The organism is Aquipuribacter sp. SD81 (genome assembly GCF_037153975.1).
In the GTDB taxonomy this organism is placed as follows: Bacteria; Actinomycetota; Actinomycetes; order Actinomycetales; family JBBAYJ01; genus Aquipuribacter.
The window spans coordinates 56,707-74,629 of record NZ_JBBAYJ010000014.1 but is presented as its reverse complement, the minus strand read 5'-3'; the positions used below and the strand labels follow the sequence as shown (position 1 = coordinate 74,629).

Annotated in this window: 19 protein-coding genes; 7 read left to right on the top strand and 12 right to left on the bottom strand. The window is 74.3% G+C overall.

What is annotated here, in order from left to right; genetic code table 11:
* Position 1 precedes the first annotated feature (1 nt).
* Both qcrC and ctaE read right to left on the bottom strand, forming a co-directional pair.
* On the bottom strand, positions 2-811 hold the full coding sequence (qcrC, locus tag WAA21_RS10250) for a cytochrome bc1 complex diheme cytochrome c subunit (RefSeq protein WP_336922696.1): 810 nt from the start codon (positions 809-811) through the stop codon (positions 2-4).
* A gap of 13 nt (positions 812-824) precedes the next feature.
* Entirely contained in the window at positions 825-1,457 is a 633-nt protein-coding gene (ctaE, locus tag WAA21_RS10245; RefSeq protein ID WP_336922695.1) for an aa3-type cytochrome oxidase subunit III, read from the bottom strand.
* A 117-nt stretch (positions 1,458-1,574) separates the two neighbouring features.
* Here ctaE and WAA21_RS10240 point away from each other — a divergent pair, with 117 nt between their 5' ends.
* The gene (locus tag WAA21_RS10240; protein ID WP_336922694.1) at positions 1,575-2,057 is read left to right on the top strand and encodes a hypothetical protein; all 483 of its coding nucleotides are present in this window, start codon (positions 1,575-1,577) and stop codon (positions 2,055-2,057) included.
* Entirely contained in the window at positions 2,054-3,100 is a 1,047-nt protein-coding gene (gene trpD / locus WAA21_RS10235) for an anthranilate phosphoribosyltransferase (RefSeq protein WP_336922693.1), read from the top strand. The genes WAA21_RS10240 and trpD overlap by 4 nt, the downstream gene beginning before the upstream one ends.
* A 63-nt stretch (positions 3,101-3,163) precedes the next feature.
* Here the strand turns inward: trpD and WAA21_RS10230 are convergent, their stop codons facing one another.
* From WAA21_RS10230 to WAA21_RS10215, 4 genes are all read right to left on the bottom strand, one after another.
* Positions 3,164-3,553, bottom strand: coding sequence for a type II toxin-antitoxin system VapC family toxin (locus WAA21_RS10230; RefSeq protein ID WP_336922692.1), 390 nt, complete (start codon positions 3,551-3,553; stop codon positions 3,164-3,166).
* Positions 3,550-3,813 (bottom strand): hypothetical protein, encoded by a 264-nt coding sequence (locus tag WAA21_RS10225; RefSeq protein WP_336922690.1) that lies wholly within the window; start codon positions 3,811-3,813, stop codon positions 3,550-3,552. Before WAA21_RS10225 ends, WAA21_RS10230 begins: the two co-directional genes overlap by 4 nt.
* Before the next feature lie 64 nt (positions 3,814-3,877).
* Positions 3,878-5,020 (bottom strand): hypothetical protein, encoded by a 1,143-nt coding sequence (locus tag WAA21_RS10220; RefSeq protein ID WP_336922689.1) that lies wholly within the window; start codon positions 5,018-5,020, stop codon positions 3,878-3,880.
* A 141-nt stretch (positions 5,021-5,161) separates the two neighbouring features.
* Positions 5,162-6,916: a DEDD exonuclease domain-containing protein gene (locus WAA21_RS10215; protein WP_336922688.1), complete on the bottom strand. Its 1,755-nt coding sequence runs from the start codon at positions 6,914-6,916 to the stop codon at positions 5,162-5,164.
* A 112-nt stretch (positions 6,917-7,028) separates the two neighbouring features.
* Between WAA21_RS10215 and WAA21_RS10210 the strand changes: the two genes are divergently transcribed.
* The 4 genes from WAA21_RS10210 (at position 7,029) to WAA21_RS10195 (ending at position 11,522) form a co-directional block, all read left to right on the top strand.
* On the top strand, positions 7,029-7,283 hold the full coding sequence (locus tag WAA21_RS10210; RefSeq protein ID WP_336922687.1) for a hypothetical protein: 255 nt from the start codon (positions 7,029-7,031) through the stop codon (positions 7,281-7,283).
* 78 nt (positions 7,284-7,361) lie between these two features.
* On the top strand, positions 7,362-8,825 hold the full coding sequence (locus tag WAA21_RS10205; protein ID WP_336922686.1) for a hypothetical protein: 1,464 nt from the start codon (positions 7,362-7,364) through the stop codon (positions 8,823-8,825).
* A gap of 37 nt (positions 8,826-8,862) precedes the next feature.
* Positions 8,863-10,347: a hypothetical protein gene (locus tag WAA21_RS10200; RefSeq protein WP_336922685.1), complete on the top strand. Its 1,485-nt coding sequence runs from the start codon at positions 8,863-8,865 to the stop codon at positions 10,345-10,347.
* 20 nt (positions 10,348-10,367) lie between these two features.
* A complete protein-coding gene (locus tag WAA21_RS10195) occupies positions 10,368-11,522 on the top strand; it encodes a glycosyltransferase family 4 protein (RefSeq protein WP_336922684.1) in 1,155 nt (384 codons plus the stop codon).
* Here the strand turns inward: WAA21_RS10195 and WAA21_RS10190 are convergent.
* The 5 genes from WAA21_RS10190 to WAA21_RS10170 all read right to left on the bottom strand — a co-directional run bounded on the left by WAA21_RS10190 (position 11,471) and on the right by WAA21_RS10170 (position 15,594).
* Positions 11,471-12,736 (bottom strand): glycosyltransferase family 87 protein, encoded by a 1,266-nt coding sequence (locus WAA21_RS10190; RefSeq protein WP_336922728.1) that lies wholly within the window; start codon positions 12,734-12,736, stop codon positions 11,471-11,473. The genes WAA21_RS10195 and WAA21_RS10190 overlap by 52 nt on opposite strands.
* Positions 12,737-12,754: 18 nt before the next feature.
* On the bottom strand, positions 12,755-12,943 hold the full coding sequence (locus WAA21_RS10185; RefSeq protein ID WP_336922683.1) for a Flp family type IVb pilin: 189 nt from the start codon (positions 12,941-12,943) through the stop codon (positions 12,755-12,757).
* 29 nt (positions 12,944-12,972) lie between these two features.
* A complete protein-coding gene (locus WAA21_RS10180; protein WP_336922682.1) occupies positions 12,973-13,164 on the bottom strand; it encodes a Flp family type IVb pilin in 192 nt (63 codons plus the stop codon).
* A gap of 148 nt (positions 13,165-13,312) precedes the next feature.
* Complete coding sequence (locus WAA21_RS10175; protein WP_336922681.1) at positions 13,313-14,044, bottom strand: response regulator transcription factor; 732 nt, start codon at positions 14,042-14,044, stop codon at positions 13,313-13,315.
* On the bottom strand, positions 14,044-15,594 hold the full coding sequence (locus WAA21_RS10170) for a sensor histidine kinase (RefSeq protein WP_336922680.1): 1,551 nt from the start codon (positions 15,592-15,594) through the stop codon (positions 14,044-14,046). The genes WAA21_RS10175 and WAA21_RS10170 overlap by 1 nt, the downstream gene beginning before the upstream one ends.
* A 213-nt stretch (positions 15,595-15,807) precedes the next feature.
* Between WAA21_RS10170 and WAA21_RS10165 the strand changes: the two genes are divergently transcribed.
* Positions 15,808-16,716, top strand: a complete 909-nt coding sequence (locus tag WAA21_RS10165; protein WP_336922679.1) for a DnaB-like helicase C-terminal domain-containing protein — start codon at positions 15,808-15,810, stop codon at positions 16,714-16,716.
* Between the two features lie 9 nt (positions 16,717-16,725).
* Here WAA21_RS10165 and WAA21_RS10160 read toward each other — a convergent pair whose 3' ends face one another.
* A complete protein-coding gene (locus WAA21_RS10160; RefSeq protein WP_336922678.1) occupies positions 16,726-17,922 on the bottom strand; it encodes a GAF domain-containing protein in 1,197 nt (398 codons plus the stop codon).
* Position 17,923: the final 1 nt, after the last annotated feature.

Sequence of the window (17,923 nt, the reverse complement as noted above, 5' to 3'; positions counted from 1 at the left end):
CTCATCGTGCCTTGGCCCCCAGCCAGATCGCACACCCGATCAGGGCGCCGAGGCCGGCGACCCACAGGAACAGGCCGTCGCCCACGGGACCGAGCGAGCCCAGCGACAGCCCGCCGGGCGCCGGGGTGTCCTCGAGGTAGGCGAGCCACGCGATGATGTCGTTCTTCTGCTGCGGGGTGAGGGTCGCGTCGCTGAAGACGGGCATCGACTGCGGCCCCGTGACCATCGCCTCGTAGACGTGGACCGGCTCGACGCCCTCCAGCGCCGGCGCGTACTTGCCGCGGGTGAGGGCGCCGCCGGCCCCGGCGAAGTTGTGGCACATCGCGCAGTTGACGCGGAACAGCTCGGCGCCCTCCGCGACGTCACCGTTCTCGGGGTCGAGAAAGCGCGCCTCGGGGATGCTCGGGCCGGGCCCGAAGGCCGTCGCGACGTACGCGGCGAGGGCGCGGACCTCCTCGCCGCTGAACTGCGGCTCGCGCTTGGGGACCTGCGGGCCCGAGGCCTGCGCGGGCATGCGGCCGGTGCCGACCTGGAAGTCGACGGCTGCGGCGCCGACGCCGATGAGGGAGGGGCCGGCCTGCGTCTCGTCGGCACCCTGGAAGGAGCCCGCGCCGTCGATGCCGTGACAGCTCGCGCAGTTGGCGAGAAAGAGCTCCTGGCCCAGCGCCACCTCGTCCTCGCCCCACGCGGGGGAGGCCTCGGCCCGGGTGGGGGACACGGCCGCGTACGCCATGCCGGCCACGAGGAGCGCCCCCAGCAGGACGACGACGAGCGCCAGCGGGTGCCGGCGGTGCCGCATGACTGCGTTCACGTGGTCAGACCCCTCAGGTGAAGTAGACGGAGATGAAGAGCGCGATCCAGACGACGTCGACGAAGTGCCAGTAGTACGACGTCACGACGGCCGCGGTCTCCTCGTGGTGACCGAAGCGCTTGGCCGCGAAGGTGCGGGCGATGACGATGAGGAAGGCGAGCAGGCCGCCCGTCACGTGCAGGCCGTGGAAGCCCGTCGTCAGGTAGAAGGTGGAGCCGAACGGCGAGGAGGCCATCGTCAGCCCCTCGTGCACGAGCTCGGCGTACTCGTAGACCTGGCCCGAGACGAAGACCGCGCCGAGGAGGAACGTCAGCACGTACCACTCGCGCATGCCCCACTGGGCGATCTGGAAGAACCGGCCGGTCCGGGCGGGCTGGAAGCGCTCGGCGGCGAACACGCCGAACTGGCACGTGACCGAGCTCGACACGAGGATCAGGCAGTTCACGGTGGCGAAGGGGATGTTGAGCATCGCCTGGCCCGCGTCGTACTCGGCGGGGCGGATCGAGCCCAGCGTGAAGAACATCGCGAACAGGGCCGCGAAGAACATGAGCTCGCTGGACAGCCACACGATGGTGCCGACCGAGGTGAGATTCGGGCGGTTGACCGCCGCCGGGGCACCCGTGCCCACTGCCGTTGCTGCTGCCACAGGGGCAGGTTAGTCGAGGGGCGCGCAGAAGGAGAGGGCACCCCGCCGTCGGGGCGCGGGCGGTCGCGCAGCGGTCCCGGACCGGTAACGGGCGAGCGGCCCGGTAGATTCCCGCCCATGAGCAGCGTCTCCTCGTCCGGCACCGCGGAGGCCGCGCCCTCCCCGGCCGCGAAGCAGCAGTCGGAGCGGCTCGTGCTCGGGGTGTACAGCGACGACCGGTCCACGCGCGACAAGGTGCGCCGGGCCGTCGGGCGCCGTCCCGCGCCCGACGTCGGCACCGTGGAGATGCACGAGTTCGCGACGCTGCCGGCGCTGCTGCGCGCGGTCGACCGGATGCGCTTCGACGTGCTCGTGCTCGACGGCGAGGCGTCTCCCGCCGGGGGCCTCGGTGTCGCCCGGCAGCTCAAGGACGAGGTCTACGAGTGCCCGCCCGTGCTCGTGCTGACCGGGCGCCCGCAGGACGCGTGGCTCGCCGCGTGGTCCAAGGCCGAGGCCGCCGTGCCGCACCCGCTGGACCCGCGCGCGGTCGCCGACGCCGTCGCGGAGCTCGCCCGTCGCCGTGCCTCCGGGCCTGCGGCGGGGGCGCCGACCGGCGCGTGAGCGTCCCGACGTGGGCGGGGGTGCTCGACACCCTCGCCCGGCGGGACGACCTCGACCGCGACCAGACGCGCTGGGCGCTCAACGAGGTGATGAACGGCGAGGCCGACGACGCGCGCCTCGCCGGGCTGCTCGTGGGGCTGCGGTCCAAGGGCGAGACGGTCTCGGAGGTGAGCGGGCTCGCGGAGGCGATGCTGGCGCACGCGGTGCCGCTGACGGTGCCGGGCCCGACGTTGGACATCGTCGGCACGGGCGGTGACGGGGCCAGGACGGTCAACATCTCGACGATGGCCTCCGTCGTCGCCGCCGGGGCGGGGGCGACGGTCGTCAAGCACGGCAACCGGGCCGCGTCGTCCAGCTGCGGCACCGCCGACGTGCTCGAGGAGCTCGGCCTCGACCTCGAGCTCGACCCCGCGCAGGTCGCGTCCAACGCCCGCGCGCACGGCATGACGTTCGCGTTCGCGCCGCGCTTCCACCCCGCCATGCGCCACGTCGGCCCGGTGCGCCGCTCGCTGGGCATCCGGACGGTATTCAACTCCCTCGGCCCGCTCACCAACCCGGCGCGCCCGGCGGCGATGATGCTCGGCGTCGCCGACGAGCGGCACGCGGGGATCATCGCGGGCGTGCTGGCCTCGCGGGGCACGACCGCGCTCGTGGTGCGCGGCGAGGACGGCCTCGACGAGCTGACGACGACCGCGCCCTCGGTCGTGCGGGTCGTGGTGCGCGGCGAGGTCGCGGAGACCCGCTTCGAGGCGGAGTCCCTGGGGCTGGCGCCCGCGACGGTCGCGGACCTGCGCGGCGGGGACCGTGGCCTCAACGCCGGTGTCGTGCGCTCGGTGCTCGGCGGCGAGACCGGCCCGGTCGCCGACGTCGTCGTGCTCAACGCCGCCGCGGGCCTGCTCGCGCTCGACCTGGTCGAGGACGAGCGCTCGGCCGCCGACGTCGCCGAGCAGCTGCCCTACCACCTGGAGCCGGCGCTGGAGCGGGCGCGGGCCTCGCTGGTGGACGGGCGGGCGCAGCAGGTGCTGAGGAGCTGGCTGGGCTGACGCCTCCGTCACGGTGGCACGGAGCCAGGCAGGTGGGCGTAGGCGCCGTGCGGTGGGGCCTCGTCAGAGGGGCTCCACGACGGGGACGCCCTTCTGCCGCGCGACGGCGAGGAGCCGCTCGTCGAACGTGGCGAGGATGGCGCGGTGCGTCTCGGCCGTCAGGAGGACGCAGCAGTCCGGCAGCTTGAGGCGGGTGTCGGCACGCAGCCGAGCCAGCCTGGACGCCGAACCCTCGGGCAGCGGTAGCTCCCGTACGCCCAGGGCGCGGAGCGCGCTGTCCCCATCCTCGAGCCGTCCGGCCCGTGCCGCACCGACCAGGACCTCCGCAAGGGTCACCGTGCTGGCGGACAGCGACTCGTCGGACCGTTCGAGCAGCAGCGACACCGAGCGCTCGTGGTGCGCGTCGGTGGTGTCGAGCACCGCGATGAGGACCTTCGCATCGAGCACGATCACGCGGGCCAGTCCTCCCGCAGGTCTGCGAGATGGTCCGCGCCGAAGACGCCCGTCAGCCGGCCGGCCTGCTCCGCCAGGGCTGCCTGGCGCTGCTGACGGCGTGCGTCCGCCGTGAGCGTCACCGCGGCATAGCCCTCGAGGGCCAGTCGGACCAGCAGCTGGGGACGACTCAGGTCCGGCCACGTCCGCGCAGCGAGGTCCAGAGCCTCGCGCAGCTCGTCAGTCTCCGTGACGAAGTGACGCGGTCGAGTGGTGGGCATCCGAGAAGTGTAGCACTGAGAAGTAAGGGTGTTGCACCGTCGACCCGGCTCCGACGTCGGGCCGTCAGAGGCGTACGAAGGGGATCAGCGCGAGGAACACCAGCCCCATGGCCGTCTGGAACGCGAGCAGCGAGACGGCGACCCACCGGCGACGGCCCAGCGTGACGAAGTCGCGGGCGAACATGCCGACGCAGAGCGTGAACAGCACGGCCATCGAGAGCTGCGCCCCCCAGACCCAGTTGCCGTGGAACAGCACGGACCCGTCGTCGAGCACCTCCGCGAGGACGGTGAACTGCACGAGACCGACGAGGACGCTCGTCCACGCGAGCACGAGCGGGTAGCGGTAGCGCCTCGTGCGCCACACCAGGTAGGTGAGCAACGCGACCGGCACCACGGAGAGGAAGAGCGACGGCAGGATCCGGACACCGAACCGGGTCTGCCACACCTCCCACACCGCGAAGGGGGCGACGGTGTTGCGGACGGTCTCGCCCTGGATGACGAGGCCCGGGCCCGAGTAGGTCCCGACGTACTGCAGCAGGAGCACCGCCGCGGCGGCGAGCCCCGTCGGTGCGACGCGGCGGAGCAGGTCGTACGTCCTCTTCGCCCGCTCTCCCCGGGGGGCCGAGAGGGCGGCACCGAGGCCTACGAGGCCAAGTGCCGGGACCAGGGCGAGAACGTAGTTGGGCTTCGTCCACGCACTCGCGACCACGAGGCCGACCTGACCTGCCTGCAGGGCCCACGACGGCGCCCGGGACGTCATGAGCCGGCAGGTGGAGGCGAACAGCAGCAGCGCGAAGGGGACGGCGAGCACGGCGGTCGAGTTGTGCCAGAGGACCGGCGACAGCTTGCCGAGGTGGAAGTACGCCAGAGGGGTGAGCGTCAGCGGCGCGGCGACCCCCGCGACGAGCGTCGCGGCGACGCGGGCCCGCGTGCCGACGGCGAGGAGGGAGAGGAGCGTCCAGGTGACGGCCAGCCGCGCCCCGTAGGAGACCGCCAGCACCGTGACGGCCGCTCGGCGGACGGCGTCCTCGTCGCCCCGTCCGGACAGCAGGTCGAGCAGGTCGTAGTAGAGCGTGTACCCGAGCCGGATCTCCCCGTCGCGCTGCTGCGCGACGAGTCCGAGGTGCAGGTAGATGTCGGAGCCGGAGGCGGAGCGGCTCAGCGAGGTGAAGACGACGGCCCCGACCACGGTGCCGAGTGCGAGCATGGCGATAGCCCCAAGCCACGTGGTTCGCGACCGCGGGACGTGGGTCGACACGGGCACGCGGCATCCTCTCCTGTGCGTGCCGTGGCCGCTGACGCTTCGCACATCCCGCACCCGAGCGGGGGCGCTCATCGCTCTCCCGCATCAGCCCTCGTCGCCCGGCACCCGCCACAGCGACGGCCCGCCTTGCCCGCGCCGCCCGGACTCCACCAGGTGCAGCCGGGACCAGCGGGCGGCGCCCCCCACGGGCAGCGCCCAGCCCGCGTCGGTGTGCACGAGCCGGACCCCCGGCTGCTCGAGCCAGCGGACGAGCAGCCCGGTCTCCTCCGGCAGCGCGGCCGAACCGGGTCCTGACGGGGCCTCGACGTGCTCGGCGGTCGCCCGGAGCGCGTCGACGACGGGCATGACCGGCTCGCCGCGGCCGGCGACCGCGGCCCCGGCGAGCCGGCCGTGGCGCACGCACACGAGCTCCCAGCCGCCGACCGCCCGCGGGGCCGCAGCGACGAGCTCGCCGCACCGGACGAGCGCGGCCGCCTGCTGGGCGCGGTCCAGGCCGCGGACGAGCGAGGCGAGCCGGTCGCGCTCGACGGCGGCCTCCTCGTAGCGCTGCTGCTCCGACAGCTGCGAGACCCGCCCCATGACCCGCTCGACGAGGGCCGCGAGGTCCTGCTCCAGCGCCGAGCGGGCGTCGGCGACCACCGCGGCGTACGCGTCGTCCGGTCCGGACACGCACGGGGCGGAGCAGCGGCCCATCTCCGCCCGCACGCACGCGGACCGCCCGCCTCGGCGGGCGATCCGGTCGGTGCACGTCCGCAGCGCGAAGGCGGTGTGGACGGCGTCCATCGCGGCGAGGGCGCGGGACCGACTGGGGAACAGCCCGACGTAGGCGACACCGGCGCGCCCGTCCCGCGGCTTCGTCACGACGGACAGCCGCGGCGCGGGCTCGTCGGTCAGGCTCAGCCACGCGGCCTTCTCGGGACGGGTCGAGCGGCGGTTGTACGGCGGGCGGTGCTCGGCGATGAGCCGCAGCTCGCGGACCTGCGCCTCCAGCGCGGTCGCGCACACGACGTGCTCGACCGTCGCCGCCACCGACACCATCTCCGTCATGCGGCGCCGCTTCTCGCTCGCGGTGAAGTACGAGCGCACGCGGGTGCGCATGTCGAGGCTCGACCCGACGTAGAGCACCCGCCCGCCCGGGTCGACGAAGCGGTACACCCCCGGCGCCTCCGGCACGCCGTCGACGAGGTGGCGGCGCGCGCGGCGGCCGTCGTCGGTGCGGCAGAAGTCGAGCAGGTCCTCGACCGTGCGAACACCGCGGGCGCGGGCGAGCAGGCCGTGGAGCACGTCGACGGTCGCGCGCGCGTCGGCGAGCGCCCGGTGCTCCGGCGTGGTGCTCGCGCGGAACAGCCGGGCCAGGCTCGCCAGCCGGCGGTTCGGCACCTCGTCGGAGGTGACGAGGCGGCGTGCGAGGAGCACCGTGTCGACGACCTCGAAACGCGGCCACGCGCGCTGCTGCCGGGTACAGGCCTCGCGGAGGAACGACGTGTCGAAGCGGGCGTTGTGGGCGACGAGGACCGCGCCGGCGGCGAAGTCGAGGAAGGCGGGCAGCGCCGCCGCGAGCCGCGGCTGGCCCGCGAGCATGCCGTTGGTGATGCCGGTGAGCAGCGCGATCTGCGGCGGCACCGGCACGCCCGGGTCGACGAGGGTCTGGAACTCCCCGAGCACCTCACCGCCCCGCACCCGCACGGCGCCGATCTCGGTGATGGCGTCGCTGGCGGGGCTGCCGCCCGTGGTCTCGAGGTCGACGACGACGAACTCCACCTCGTGCAGCGGCCGACCGAGGTCCTCGAAGCTGCCCTGCACAGCCAGCGGCTGCTGCGCGGGCGGGGGAGGGCTCATGCCTCCGGACGCTAGGTCGGGGGGTCGACACAACCGGCGAGGCGCGCCCGGACGGTCGCCTGGTGACCGTCGGTCGTGGGTTGTGTCCAGGGCGCTCCCTAGCGTCCCGCGCATGCTCATCGACTGCGACACGTGCACGGCCCGGCCCCTGGCCTGCGGGGACTGCGTCGTCACCCACCTGCTGTCCACCCGCCCCGCTCGCCCGTCCGGCGAGCGGCCGTCGGCGACCGAGCTCACCGCGCCGGAGGTCGCCGCGGTCGCGGTGCTGTCGGCGCAAGGGCTCGTGCCGCCGCTGCGGCTCGTCACGGCGACCCCGCGAGCAGCGCCTCGCGACCACGACGACCGGGCCGCCGCCTCGGGGCAGTAGCTCGCCGTCCGGCGCGCCCGGGGGTGTGTTGCCCCGAACGGCTCACGCCGTGGCGCCCCCTCGCCGATACTCCGGTGCGTGGAGGTGGTCGCGAGCCCGCGGGTCGAGCCGACGGTCTCGGAGGGTGCAGGGCACCGCGTCTTCGCCACCGTGTTCGCCGCCGCCTGCCTGTTCCACCTCGCCTCGAGCGCCGGGCTGGCTGCCGTCGTCGACCGGAGCGTGTGGCTGGCCGTCGCCCAGCTCGCGGTCGGTGCCACGGCTGTCGGGGTGATCGTGTCGAGGCGCTGGCGGGCCGGCCTCGTGGCCCTCTGCCTCGCGGTGCTGTGCAGCGTCTGGCTCGAGGCGCCGTACGTCGGCAACCACTGGGTGCTCGCGGGTGCGGTGGCCGGCGCCTACCTCACGAGCGCGCTGTGGGCGGCCCGCCGGGGCCGGGGCCGGTGGGCCACCTTCGTGCCCGTCGGGCAGCTCGTCCTGCTCGCCGCGTACGGCTTCGCCGCCTTCGCCAAGCTCAACAGCGGGTTCTTCGACCCGGCCGTCAGCTGCGCGGTCTTCTACCAGGACCAGATGGTGACGTCGTGGGGTCTGGGCGGGCTCTCCGTCAGCGGTCACGACGTCCTCGGCAGGGCGGTGGCGGTCGGGGCCGTCGCCGTCGAGCTGTCGGTGCCGCTCCTCCTCGTCGTACGCCGGACGCGGGCCTACGGCGTCGCGCTCGCCGCGACCTTCCACTGGTTCCTCGCGCTCGACCTGCACCAGCACTTCTGGGACTTCACCTCGGTGCTCTTCGCGTGCTTCCTGCTCTTCCTCACCGCCGACCAGCACGCGGCCCTCGCCCGCCTCGTCGGCGGGGCCTGGACGTCCAACCGCCTGCTGCGGGTCCTCGTCGTGCCGGTCGTCGGGGTGTGGGCGCTCACGGCGACGGCCGCGGCCGCACTCGTGCCGTTCGACGTGGGCCCGGGCGCCGCAGCCGCGGCCGCGCCCCTCGCGCTGCTGCTGGCGACGGCGCTGTGGTGGACGCTCGGCACCGCCCTGCTCGTCCTCGTGCTCGTCGTGGTCCTGCGGGACCGGACGGTCGACACCCGTCGCATCCGGGTCGCGAGCCCGCTGCTGCTCGTCGTCCCCCTCCTCGTGGTGGCGAACGGCCTCACGACGTACCTCGAGGTCAAGACCGGGTACGCGTGGAACATGTACAGCAACCTGCGGACCGTGGCCGGGGAGACCAACCACCTGCTCGTGCCGGGGACGTGGGACGTGCTCGGCCGGCAGGGTGACCGGGTCGAGGTCCTCGCCAGCAGCGACACCGGCCTCGTGTCCGACGGCACCGCCGAGTACGTGTGGAGCGAGTTCCAGGAGTACGCCCGGACCCACCCGCAGGAGACGGTGCGCTACGTCCGGGGCGGCGAGACGTTCGAGGCGCCCACGCTCGCCGACGACCCCGCGTCCGCCGGGACGACCGGCGTCGTCGAGCGGCGCCTGCTCGCCTTCCGCTCGGTGGACACGTCCGGTCAGGAACGGTGCCTCGCGTACTTCGGTCCGGCCCGGTGACGCCTCGCCGGTCGGCGGCCCTGAGTACCGTGACGTGGTGACGGGCCGGCGGGTGAAGGACCCCCACGACGTGCGCGCGGCGCTCGTCGTCTCGGCTGTCACCGTCGGCGTGCTGCTCCTGGTGGCGCTCGTGTCCTCGCCCACCTCGCTGCTGCTCGTGCGGGCAGAGCCGGCACCGCCGGTCGCCGCTCCTCGCGCCGTGGTGCCGTCCGAGGCCGTGGACGCCGCGGCCGGGCGTCCGGTGCCCGAGCCGACCGAGCCCGAGGTCCGGGCGCCCGCGCCCGAGGTCCCCTCGCCGGTCGACTCGGTCGAGGCGGCGCTGGAGGCCGCACTCGACGCGCGCGACGGGGCCGTCGCCCGCCGTACCCCGGGAGGCTGGACGGCCGCCGGTGGGAGCGACGCGGACTTCCGCATCGTCCTGTCGCTGCCCTTCACGCGCTTCGAGAGCGAGGTCGTCGACGACGCGCTCGAACCTGTCGGGGACGCCGATCCGGCCGCGGCGGGTGAGTGGACCGCGCGTGTCCGCACGACGTACTCCCTCGACGGCACCCTCGCGGTGCAGCGGCAGGACACCGTGACGCTGCGGCGCGGAGCCGAGCCCGCGGATGCCGAAGGCGCCCTCGCGGGTGCCGACAGGTGGCGGGTCGTCACCTGGGAGCCGTGGCCGGCCGAGGACGCCCTCGGGACACCCGCCCCGTGGCAGCTCGGTCCCGTGGCGGTCGCGCGGGGTGAGCGTGGGCTCGTGCTCGCGTGGCCCGAGGCGCCGGCCGGCGAGGCGGAGGTCGCCGCCGCGACGACGTGGGCGCAGGAGCTCGCGGGCTACGTCGAGACCGGGGCCGTGGTCGTCGACTCCTACCTCGGCACCGGCTGGCCCCGGGACAGCGTGCTCCTCGCGCCGGCAACGCCGGAGCAGTTCGCCGCCCTCGTGCCGGGTGAGCGGCCGGACGGCGACGGCGTCTTCGCCGCCCTCACCATCGACGTCACGACCGTGGACGGCACGGGTGACGTCGTCGTCGTCAACCCGGGCGCCCGGGCGGAGCTCACCGACGACACCTGGCAGGTGACCCTCACCCACGAGCTCGTCCACGTCGCCTCCGGGGCGCTGTACGGCGACACCCAGGAGCTGTGGCTGGCCGAGGGCTTCGCCGACCTCGTCGGGTGGTCCACGGTCGTGCCCGGCCGGGTCGACCGGGAGCTCGTCGCGGCACGGCTGCTGTCCAGGGTGCGGTCCGGTGACGCTGCGGCGACGGTGCTGCCGCCGCGGGAGGCGTTCAGCGAGGGGGACGCCGACGTCGTGGGGGACGCCTACGAGGGCTCGTGGCTCGCGGTGCTGCTGCTCGAGGACGAGATCGGTACCGACGCACTGCTCGACCTGTACGCGCAGGCGTCGGACGAGAGCGTGGCGGAGACCGCGGAGGAGCGCACCGAGGCCGCGCTGCTCACCGCGACCGGCCAGGGCCGTGAGGCGTTCGAGCAGCGCTGGTCCGCGTACGTGACCGCTCTGTCCGCCGACGCCCGGTGAGACTGGGGTCGCCGTTCGCCGTGCCGCGCACCGCCGTGGTGACGAACGACTTCCCGCCGCGCGCCGGCGGGATCGAGACGTACGTCGAGCGGCTGCTCGCGCACCTCGACCCGGCCTCGGTGGTCGTCCACGCGTGCGCACCTGACGGCGGCCAACCGGGCGCGAGGGACGCCACCGCCCACGACGCGCGGCTGCCCTACCGGGTGGTGCGCGACCCCGACCGGACCCTGCTGCCGACGCCCGCGCTCGCCGCGCGCGTCGCCCGGACGGTGCGGGAGCACCGGGCCGAGGCGGTGTGGTTCCCGTCGTCCGCGCCGCTCGGCCTGCTCGCGCCCGCCGTGCGCAGGGCCGGCGCCCGGCGGGCGGTGGCGAGCGCGCACGGCCACGAGGTGTGGTGGGCACGGCTCCCCGGCAGCCGCACGGCCCTCCGGCGGATCGGCGACGCGGTCGACGTGCTCACCTTCGACAGCGCGTCGGTCCGGCGGCCGATTGCGTCGGCGCTGTCGCCGGCGGCCGCAGCGCGGATGGTGCAGCTGAGACCCGGTGTCGACGCCGACCGCTTCGCGCCGCCCGGCCAGGACACCGGCGCGGACGGCTGGGGTCCCGGCGGGCCGGTCGTGCTGTGCGTCTCGCGGGCCGTGCCGCGCAAGGGTCACGGCCGGCTGCTCGACATCTGGCCGACTGTGCTGGCCACCCACCCGCGGGCCCGGCTCGTGCTCGCCGGCAGCGGGCCGCTCGTACCGGGGCTGCGCGAGAAGGCACGGGCCCTGCCAGGGGCCGAGGTGATCGGCCGGGTGGACGACGACGCGCTGGCGGCGCTGTACGCCTCGGCCGACGTCTTCGTGCTGCCCGTGGTGGCGCGGCTCGGCGGCCTCGTCACCGAGTCGCTCGGCATCGTGCTGCTGGAGGCGGCCGCCGCCGGGATGCCGGTCGTGTCCGGGCGGGCGGGCGGCACGGTGGAGGCGGTGCTCGACGGCCGCACCGGTGCGCTGGTCGACGCCGGTGACGCGGACGCGCTCACGGGCGCAGTGCTCGACGTGCTCGCCGACCCGGCCAGGGCGCGGGAGCTCGGCCGGCGCGGTCGGGACTGGGTGCAGCGGTGCTGGGGCTGGGAGGGGACCGCTCAGCGGCTCGCGGGGCTGCTGTCGGGTTCCGTCGTCTCGCGCTGGTCCTGAGCCTCACTCGCGTCCGGCTCGACGTGGCCCGCCCGTCCCGGGACCGACACGAGCAACCACACCGTCAGCCCGACGAGGGCGAGGTTGCGCAGCAGCAGCGTGGCGGCTGCGAGCCGGCCGTCGTTCACCTGCCCGTTCCACTGGCCCGGGAAGGCGAGGTGGGTGAGCAGCACGATGCCCGCGACGAGCGGCAGGGTGCGCCGGGCGATGCGGCCGTCCGTGCCGGGCACGACGGCCGCGACCGCGGCCCCGCCGACGAGCCACAGCACGAACTGCGTGCTGAGGAGCGGGCTGGTCGCGAGCAGCGCGGTGACCGCGGCGTACCAGCGCAGCGCCGGCGTCCGGTGCCGCGACAGCCACAGGGCGGCACCGACCGTCAGCAGCATGAGCACGGTTGCGACCCGGGCGAGGGCCGCGGTGCCCGGTTCCAGGACCTCGTACGTGCCGTTGACGAAGTCGCCCTCGATCGGGGACCCGAAGGCCTGCTGCAGCGTCCACGGCATCGCCATGACGGACTCCACCTGGATGCCGCGTCCGGCCAGGTTGGCGACGAACGCCCACGTGTCGTCCAGCGCGACCGTCATGACGAGAGCGACGACGAGCCCCGCGCCGACGGCCCCGGCGAGCCAGCGCCGGTTGCGCAGGAAGAGCACGCCGAGCACGACCGGCCACGCCTTGACGGCGGTCCCGAGCCCGGCGAGGACGCCCGCGAGGACGGGCCGACGCGTGGCGAGCAGGAGCGCGCCCGCGGCCGCGGCGACGGGCAGCATGTCGAGCCGCGCCCAGGAGATGAGCCCGAGCAGCGGGACGAGCACCACCCACGCCCACACCCCGGCGATGTGGCCGCGCTCGAGCCGCACCGCGGCGAGCAGCAGCCACAGCACGGCGAGGTCCGCGGCGAGGAGCAGGACGACGTACCCGGCGTTGTAACCGAAGGGGGAGAGGTCCGGCAGCAGGAGCACCGGGGCTGCGAGCGGCGGGTACATCCACGTCACGCCCTCGGGCATCGCGCCGGTGTCGCGGATCTGCTGGGCCCAGAAGTCGTAGAGGACGAGGTCGTTCCACGCGAGCGACCGGCCGGAGAAGTCGCGGGCCGCGTAGACCACGGCCATGAGGACGCGCGCGGCGAACCAGGCGACGACGACGAGAGCGGGCGTCGCCGAGACAGCACGACGCCCACCGGCGGTGCCGGTGGGCGTCGTGGTGCGGATCATCACCAGGTCAGTCTCGTCCTAGGGAGTGCAGTCAGTGTTCGTGGCCTGAGCTGCGTTCATCGTCTCGCAACCCACGGAGAAGAGGTTGTTCGACACGAAGGTACCGAGCCCGATGACCGCCACGACTATTGCCGCGGCGATGGCGGCGATGATGAGGCCGTACTCGACGGCCGTGGCGCCCTCGTCGGACTTCCACACACGTCTCATCATCCCCGCCTAGCCCGCAGAGTGCGTCGTCAGTTGCCGGCCGGCGGCGCGACGGGGGCGAGGTTGGTGCTGACGTTCGTGAAGGCGGTGTTGATCTGGCCGCCGAGGGTGATGACGATGGTGACGATGACCGCGGCGATGGCGGCGACGAGCAGGCCGTACTCCACGGCGGTCGCGCCCTGGTCGCCGGAACCCGTGACGGTCTTGATGCGAGCGAGCATTGTGGTGGTCCTTCCCTTGGGGGGTCGTGGTGGGCGCCCCGCGCGCCTACGAGTAGAAGCATGCGGCCGGCCAGGGCGGTGCGACATCGTCCGGTGGGACAGTCCCACCTCGTCCGTTCGGGGGATATGTCGCGCCGGTGGTCAAGGTTTACGACCGGCCCTCGGGTCCCACCAGGCCGAGCCGGACGGCCTTCATGACGGCCTGGGCCCGGTTGGTGGCACCGAGCTTGTCGTAGATCTTGCCGATGTGGGTCTTGGTGGTCGACTCGCTGATGAACAGCCGCCGGCCGATCTGTCCCGCGGACAGGCCCTCGGCCAGCAGGTGGAGGACCTCCGTCTCCCGCGGCGAGAGCGCCGGCCCTACCGGCGTGCTGAGCCGGCGCTGCATCGCCCCGGCCAGGTCCTCGGCCGAGAAGCTCCGCGGCGACGCGACCGCGTGGCGGGCGGCGGCGACCACGTCGTCGCTCGGGGCGTCCTTGTTGACGAACGCGCTCGCGCCGGCCTCCAGCGCGCCGAGCAGGTGCTCGTCGCCCGCGTACATGGTGAGCACGACGATGCCCATCTCGTCGTGGACGCCGCGGACCCGGGCGGCGAGGTCGATCCCGCTGCCGTCCGGCAGCTTGACGTCGGTGACGAGCACGTCGGGCCGCTCGCGGTTGACCACCGCCGCTCCCTCGGCGACGGAGGCCGCCTCGCCGACGACGACGAAGTCCCTCGCCCGCTCGAAGGCACGGCGCAGCCCCTGCCGGATCAGGTCGTGGTCGTCGACGAGGACCACGCGGGTCGCTCCCTCGACGGGGGCGTCCGTCGCGCGACGACGCGGTTCCACGTCTCCCGACCACTGGCCGTGCCCCGCGTCGTTCCGTCTGTCCGTCGTCATCAGACCGCCCTCGTCTCGTCGTCCCAGTCGCCGACCGTCACCTCGACCACGGTGCCGCCGCCCTGCTCCCGCTCACGCACCGTCAGCTCCCCCCCGATCCGACGTGCCCGCTCGCGCATCCCCTTGAGTCCCATCGACTGCGGTCCTGGGGGCTGCAGGCCGATGCCGTCGTCGGCGATCCTGACCCACGCCCGGGGCGCCTCGACCGTGCAGTCGACCCAGAGGTTGCTCGCCTGGGCGTGCTTGCGCACGTTGGTGACCGCCTCCTGCGCGATGCGGAGCAGCTCGACCTCCACGCCGGGCGGGAGCCGCTCGCCGAACTCGTCGAGGACCGTGTGCACGACGAGGTCGCTCTGCTGGCCGACGCGCTGCACGTGCTCGCTGAGCGCGGTGCCGAGGCCGATCGAGTCGTCGACCCCGGAGCGCAGGTCGAAGATGCTGAGCCGGAGGTCGCTGACCACCCGGCGGACGTGCGCCCGCAGCGCCCGCAGATCCTCGGCGTTGTCGTCCGGCACGCGGTTGGCGACGTCGTCGAGCAGGTAGCCGACGCTCGCGAGCTCCTGGGCGATGCCGTCGTGGATCTCCCGGGCCAGCCGCAAGCGCTCGTCGACGGTCGCGAGGCGCCGGACGTCGTCGAACAGGAGCGCGGCGGCGAGACGGGGTCCGTTCTCGGCCACCATCCTCCGGACGTCGCGTACCTGCGTCGTCGAGAGCGCCGAACGTCGCAGAGACAGGACCGCTACCACGCGCTCGCCCATGGTGACCGGGAAGGCGTGCGCGGCGGCTCGCTCGTCGTGGTGCTCCGTGCGCGACCGCCACGCGGCGACGCTGGCGGCGTCCTCCGCCGGGTCGTCGGACACGTGGCCGGCCAACGGGGCGAGCCGTCCCTCGTCCGTCACGAGCGACACGGCCCGGTGGCCGTCGGGCTGCACGGCCGCGACCTCGTCGAGCAGCGCCCGGGCCAGGGTCGGCGGGTCGAGGCCGAGGCTGAGCTCGCGGGAGATCTTCTGCAGCTCCGCGAGGAGGCGGAAGGCCTGCTCGTACGCGGTGTCGCTGTAGGTGCGGTTCTCGTCGGTCAGCCGCCGCACCCACCCGCCCAGCAGCCCCACGACGACGAGCAGGATGGTCCACAGCAGCGTCTGCGACAGGCGCGAGACGGTGGAGGTGTCCGCCTGGCTCGACAGGATGCCGAGCAGCCACGCGAGGCCGGCGGCGCCGCCGCCCGCCGCACCGACTGCGAGGCCTCCCCGCTGCCCGATCGTGAACACGGGTAGCAGCAGGAGGGGGACGTACAGCGGGCCGATGTCCACGATGCTGCCGATGACGAGCCCGAGAACGACGGCCTCGGCGAAGGCCTGGAGCAGCCGGGCGGAGGGGTTCGGCAAGGGGATGGCCGCGAAGGCGATCACGATGACGAGGGCGATGCCCGGCAGCAGGGCAGCCTGCGCCTGGCCCGTCCCGGCCACCAGGACCGTGGCGACCGTCAGCAGGAGGCCGCGCAGGAGCAGCGGCACGAGCTCGCCGTCCAGCGCCAGTCGCCGCCCGCCCACGGGCACACCGTTGCACAGCGGACGGACCGGTCACCAGAGACACTTCGGCGAGCGGACGGATCACCTGACCGTTCGCGCCGGGTCGGTCACAATCAACTTGTGCCTAGCATCCCCGCATCGCGAGCCGGCTCGCCACCGGCGGCGACGACCATCGCCGACGTCCTTCGCGACACAGACGACGCGTTACGCTCCGGCGGCGGGGCCGCGGCGCGCGTGGTGCCCACGGGGTTCGGCGGGCTCGACACCTACCTGAGCGGAGGCATGCGCGCCGGCGAGCTCACGCTGCTCGGAGGCCCGCAAGGGCTCGGCAAGACGGCCCTCGCGCTGCAGCTCGCGAGGAACGTGGCCTCGGCGGGCGGGTCGGCCGTGTACTTCTCGTTCGAGCACGACGCCGCCACGATGCTCGAGCGGCTCGTCGCCATCGAGGCCGGCTGCATCCTCGGGGAGGACGGCGTCACCCTGCGGCGGGTACGGCAGGCCATGGAGGGCGGCGGGGCACTCGGGTCGCTCGCCGAGCGGCTCGCCGGGACGCCCGCGGGCCCACAGGCCGTCGAGGCGGTCGCGTCGTACGGCGACCGGCTGTTCCTGCACCGGGCGCTCGGGACGCGGACGGACCTGGACGAGATCTGGACCGTCGCGCGCTCGGCGCTCGCGCAGGGCGGGACGCCCCTGCTCGTCGTGGACTACCTGCAGAAGGTGCACGTGCCGGGTGAGGCGCCGGAGGACGAGCGTGTCACCCGCGTGGTGGAGGGCCTCAAGGACCTCGCGCTCGACCTCGGGGTGCCGGTGCTGGCCATCGTGGCCGCCGACAAGGAGGGACTGAGCCCGGGCAAGCGGCTGCGGGCGCACCAGCTGCGGGGCTCGTCGGCGCTCGCCTACGAGGCCGACGTCGTGCTCGTCCTCAACAACAAGTACGACGTGGTCGCCCGGCACCACCTCGTCTACGACACGACCGCCTCGCAGCGGTTCCACGCCTACGTCGTGCTGTCGATCGAGAAGAACCGGGGCGGCGTCGACCGGGTCGACCTCGAGATGCGTAAGCGCTTCGAGCAGTCGCGTTTCGACGACGAGCTGCAGCCGGTCGCCGAACAGCTGGTGGACGAGCGCCTCTTCATCGAGTGACGGCGGCGCTCAGGGCCGCGGGTCGCTCGACTCGACGAGCTCGAGAGCGTCCTCGTCGGCGAACTGGCTGAGCCGTCGGGCCAGCTCGCGCAGCGTCACGGCCGACGCGAACAGCGAGTTGGCTTCCCGGGCAGCGGCGGACGCGGCTCCCACGTCGCGCGAGGTGAAGGCGGGGCCTCGCGGTCCCCGGGCGAGCAGCGCGATGCCGCCCACAGAGACCAGGGGTACGGCGAGCAGGTGCGCCCAGGCGCTCAGGGGCGCACCGGACAAGCGGTTCCGGGCCACGTCGGTGTCGTCGACGATCACGGCGTGCTGGGCCGCACCCACCTCGGTGACCAGCCAGTGGTCCGCGGCCAGGACCAGCCGTTCCTCGAGGTGCCGGTGGCCGCTCGCCGCCGCCACCACCCAACGTTGCTGGTCGGGGACGAGCACCGCCGCTGCCGCCACGTCGACGGTGTCCCGCAGGTGCTCGACGACGGCGGTCGCGGTCTCCTTGACGCCGTAGAGACGGTCCACCTGCGGCAGCAGCCGGGCGACGAGGGCCTCCGGTGCGTCATCCCGGCTCTCACGCCCGCGCGACCGGACGGACGGCTGGTCCGGGGTCGGGACCGCCGGGACCTCCACCGGTCCGTCCGCGGGGTCCGCGTCGTCCGCGATCGGTTCGACGGGCTGCTCGACGGACACCGGCTCCGGAGCCCGCAGGTCGAAGGCTCGCGCCGACGCTCCGAGGCCGGCCGTCGCACCACCGAGGCGCTGACGCAGGAGGTCACGACCACCGCCTCGCGGGACCTGACGGCGCAGGTCGATGACGTCGTCCCCGGCTGCGCGCTCGTCACCCCGGCCCCTCGCAGGCTCGGCCTCGTCCTGCCTCGGATCGTCCGCGTCACTGCCGTCGAGCATCCTGCTGACGGCATTCCTGGTCGAGACGCTGCCGGCCCCGGTGACCCACACGCCGTCTTCGACCACGCGCGGCCCGGACTCGCCCGGTGCGCGGACGAGCACGCGGGTCCCCGGTCGGCCGTCGTGGATGCTGCGGGCCAGCTCGAGGGCCGCCACCTCGTCCTCGAGGGACACGACGACGAGGTCGACGTCAGCGGTCACGTCGTCGGGGTGGAAGCGCTCCACCGCGAGGCTGAGCACGAGGTGCCGGTCGAGGGGAGGCAGCGTCGACTGCGACGTGTCACGCAGGTGCAGCAGGAGCCCCACG

Bases quoted from the DNA above. Each gene is read 5' to 3' on its own strand.
- WAA21_RS10240 (WP_336922694.1), top strand. From the start codon at position 1,575: ATGAGCAGCGTCTCCTCGTCCGGCACCGCGGAGGCCGCGCCCTCCCCG.
- WAA21_RS10225 (WP_336922690.1), bottom strand. From the start codon at position 3,813: ATGCCCACCACTCGACCGCGTCACTTCGTCACGGAGACTGACGAGCTG.
- WAA21_RS10220 (WP_336922689.1), bottom strand. From the start codon at position 5,020: ATGCTCGCACTCGGCACCGTGGTCGGGGCCGTCGTCTTCACCTCGCTG.
- WAA21_RS10215 (WP_336922688.1), bottom strand. From the start codon at position 6,916: ATGAGCCCTCCCCCGCCCGCGCAGCAGCCGCTGGCTGTGCAGGGCAGC.
- WAA21_RS10210 (WP_336922687.1), top strand. From the start codon at position 7,029: ATGCTCATCGACTGCGACACGTGCACGGCCCGGCCCCTGGCCTGCGGG.
- WAA21_RS10190 (WP_336922728.1), bottom strand. From the start codon at position 12,736: ATGATCCGCACCACGACGCCCACCGGCACCGCCGGTGGGCGTCGTGCT.
- WAA21_RS10185 (WP_336922683.1), bottom strand. From the start codon at position 12,943: ATGAGACGTGTGTGGAAGTCCGACGAGGGCGCCACGGCCGTCGAGTAC.
- WAA21_RS10180 (WP_336922682.1), bottom strand. From the start codon at position 13,164: ATGCTCGCTCGCATCAAGACCGTCACGGGTTCCGGCGACCAGGGCGCG.
- WAA21_RS10175 (WP_336922681.1), bottom strand. From the start codon at position 14,044: ATGACGACGGACAGACGGAACGACGCGGGGCACGGCCAGTGGTCGGGA.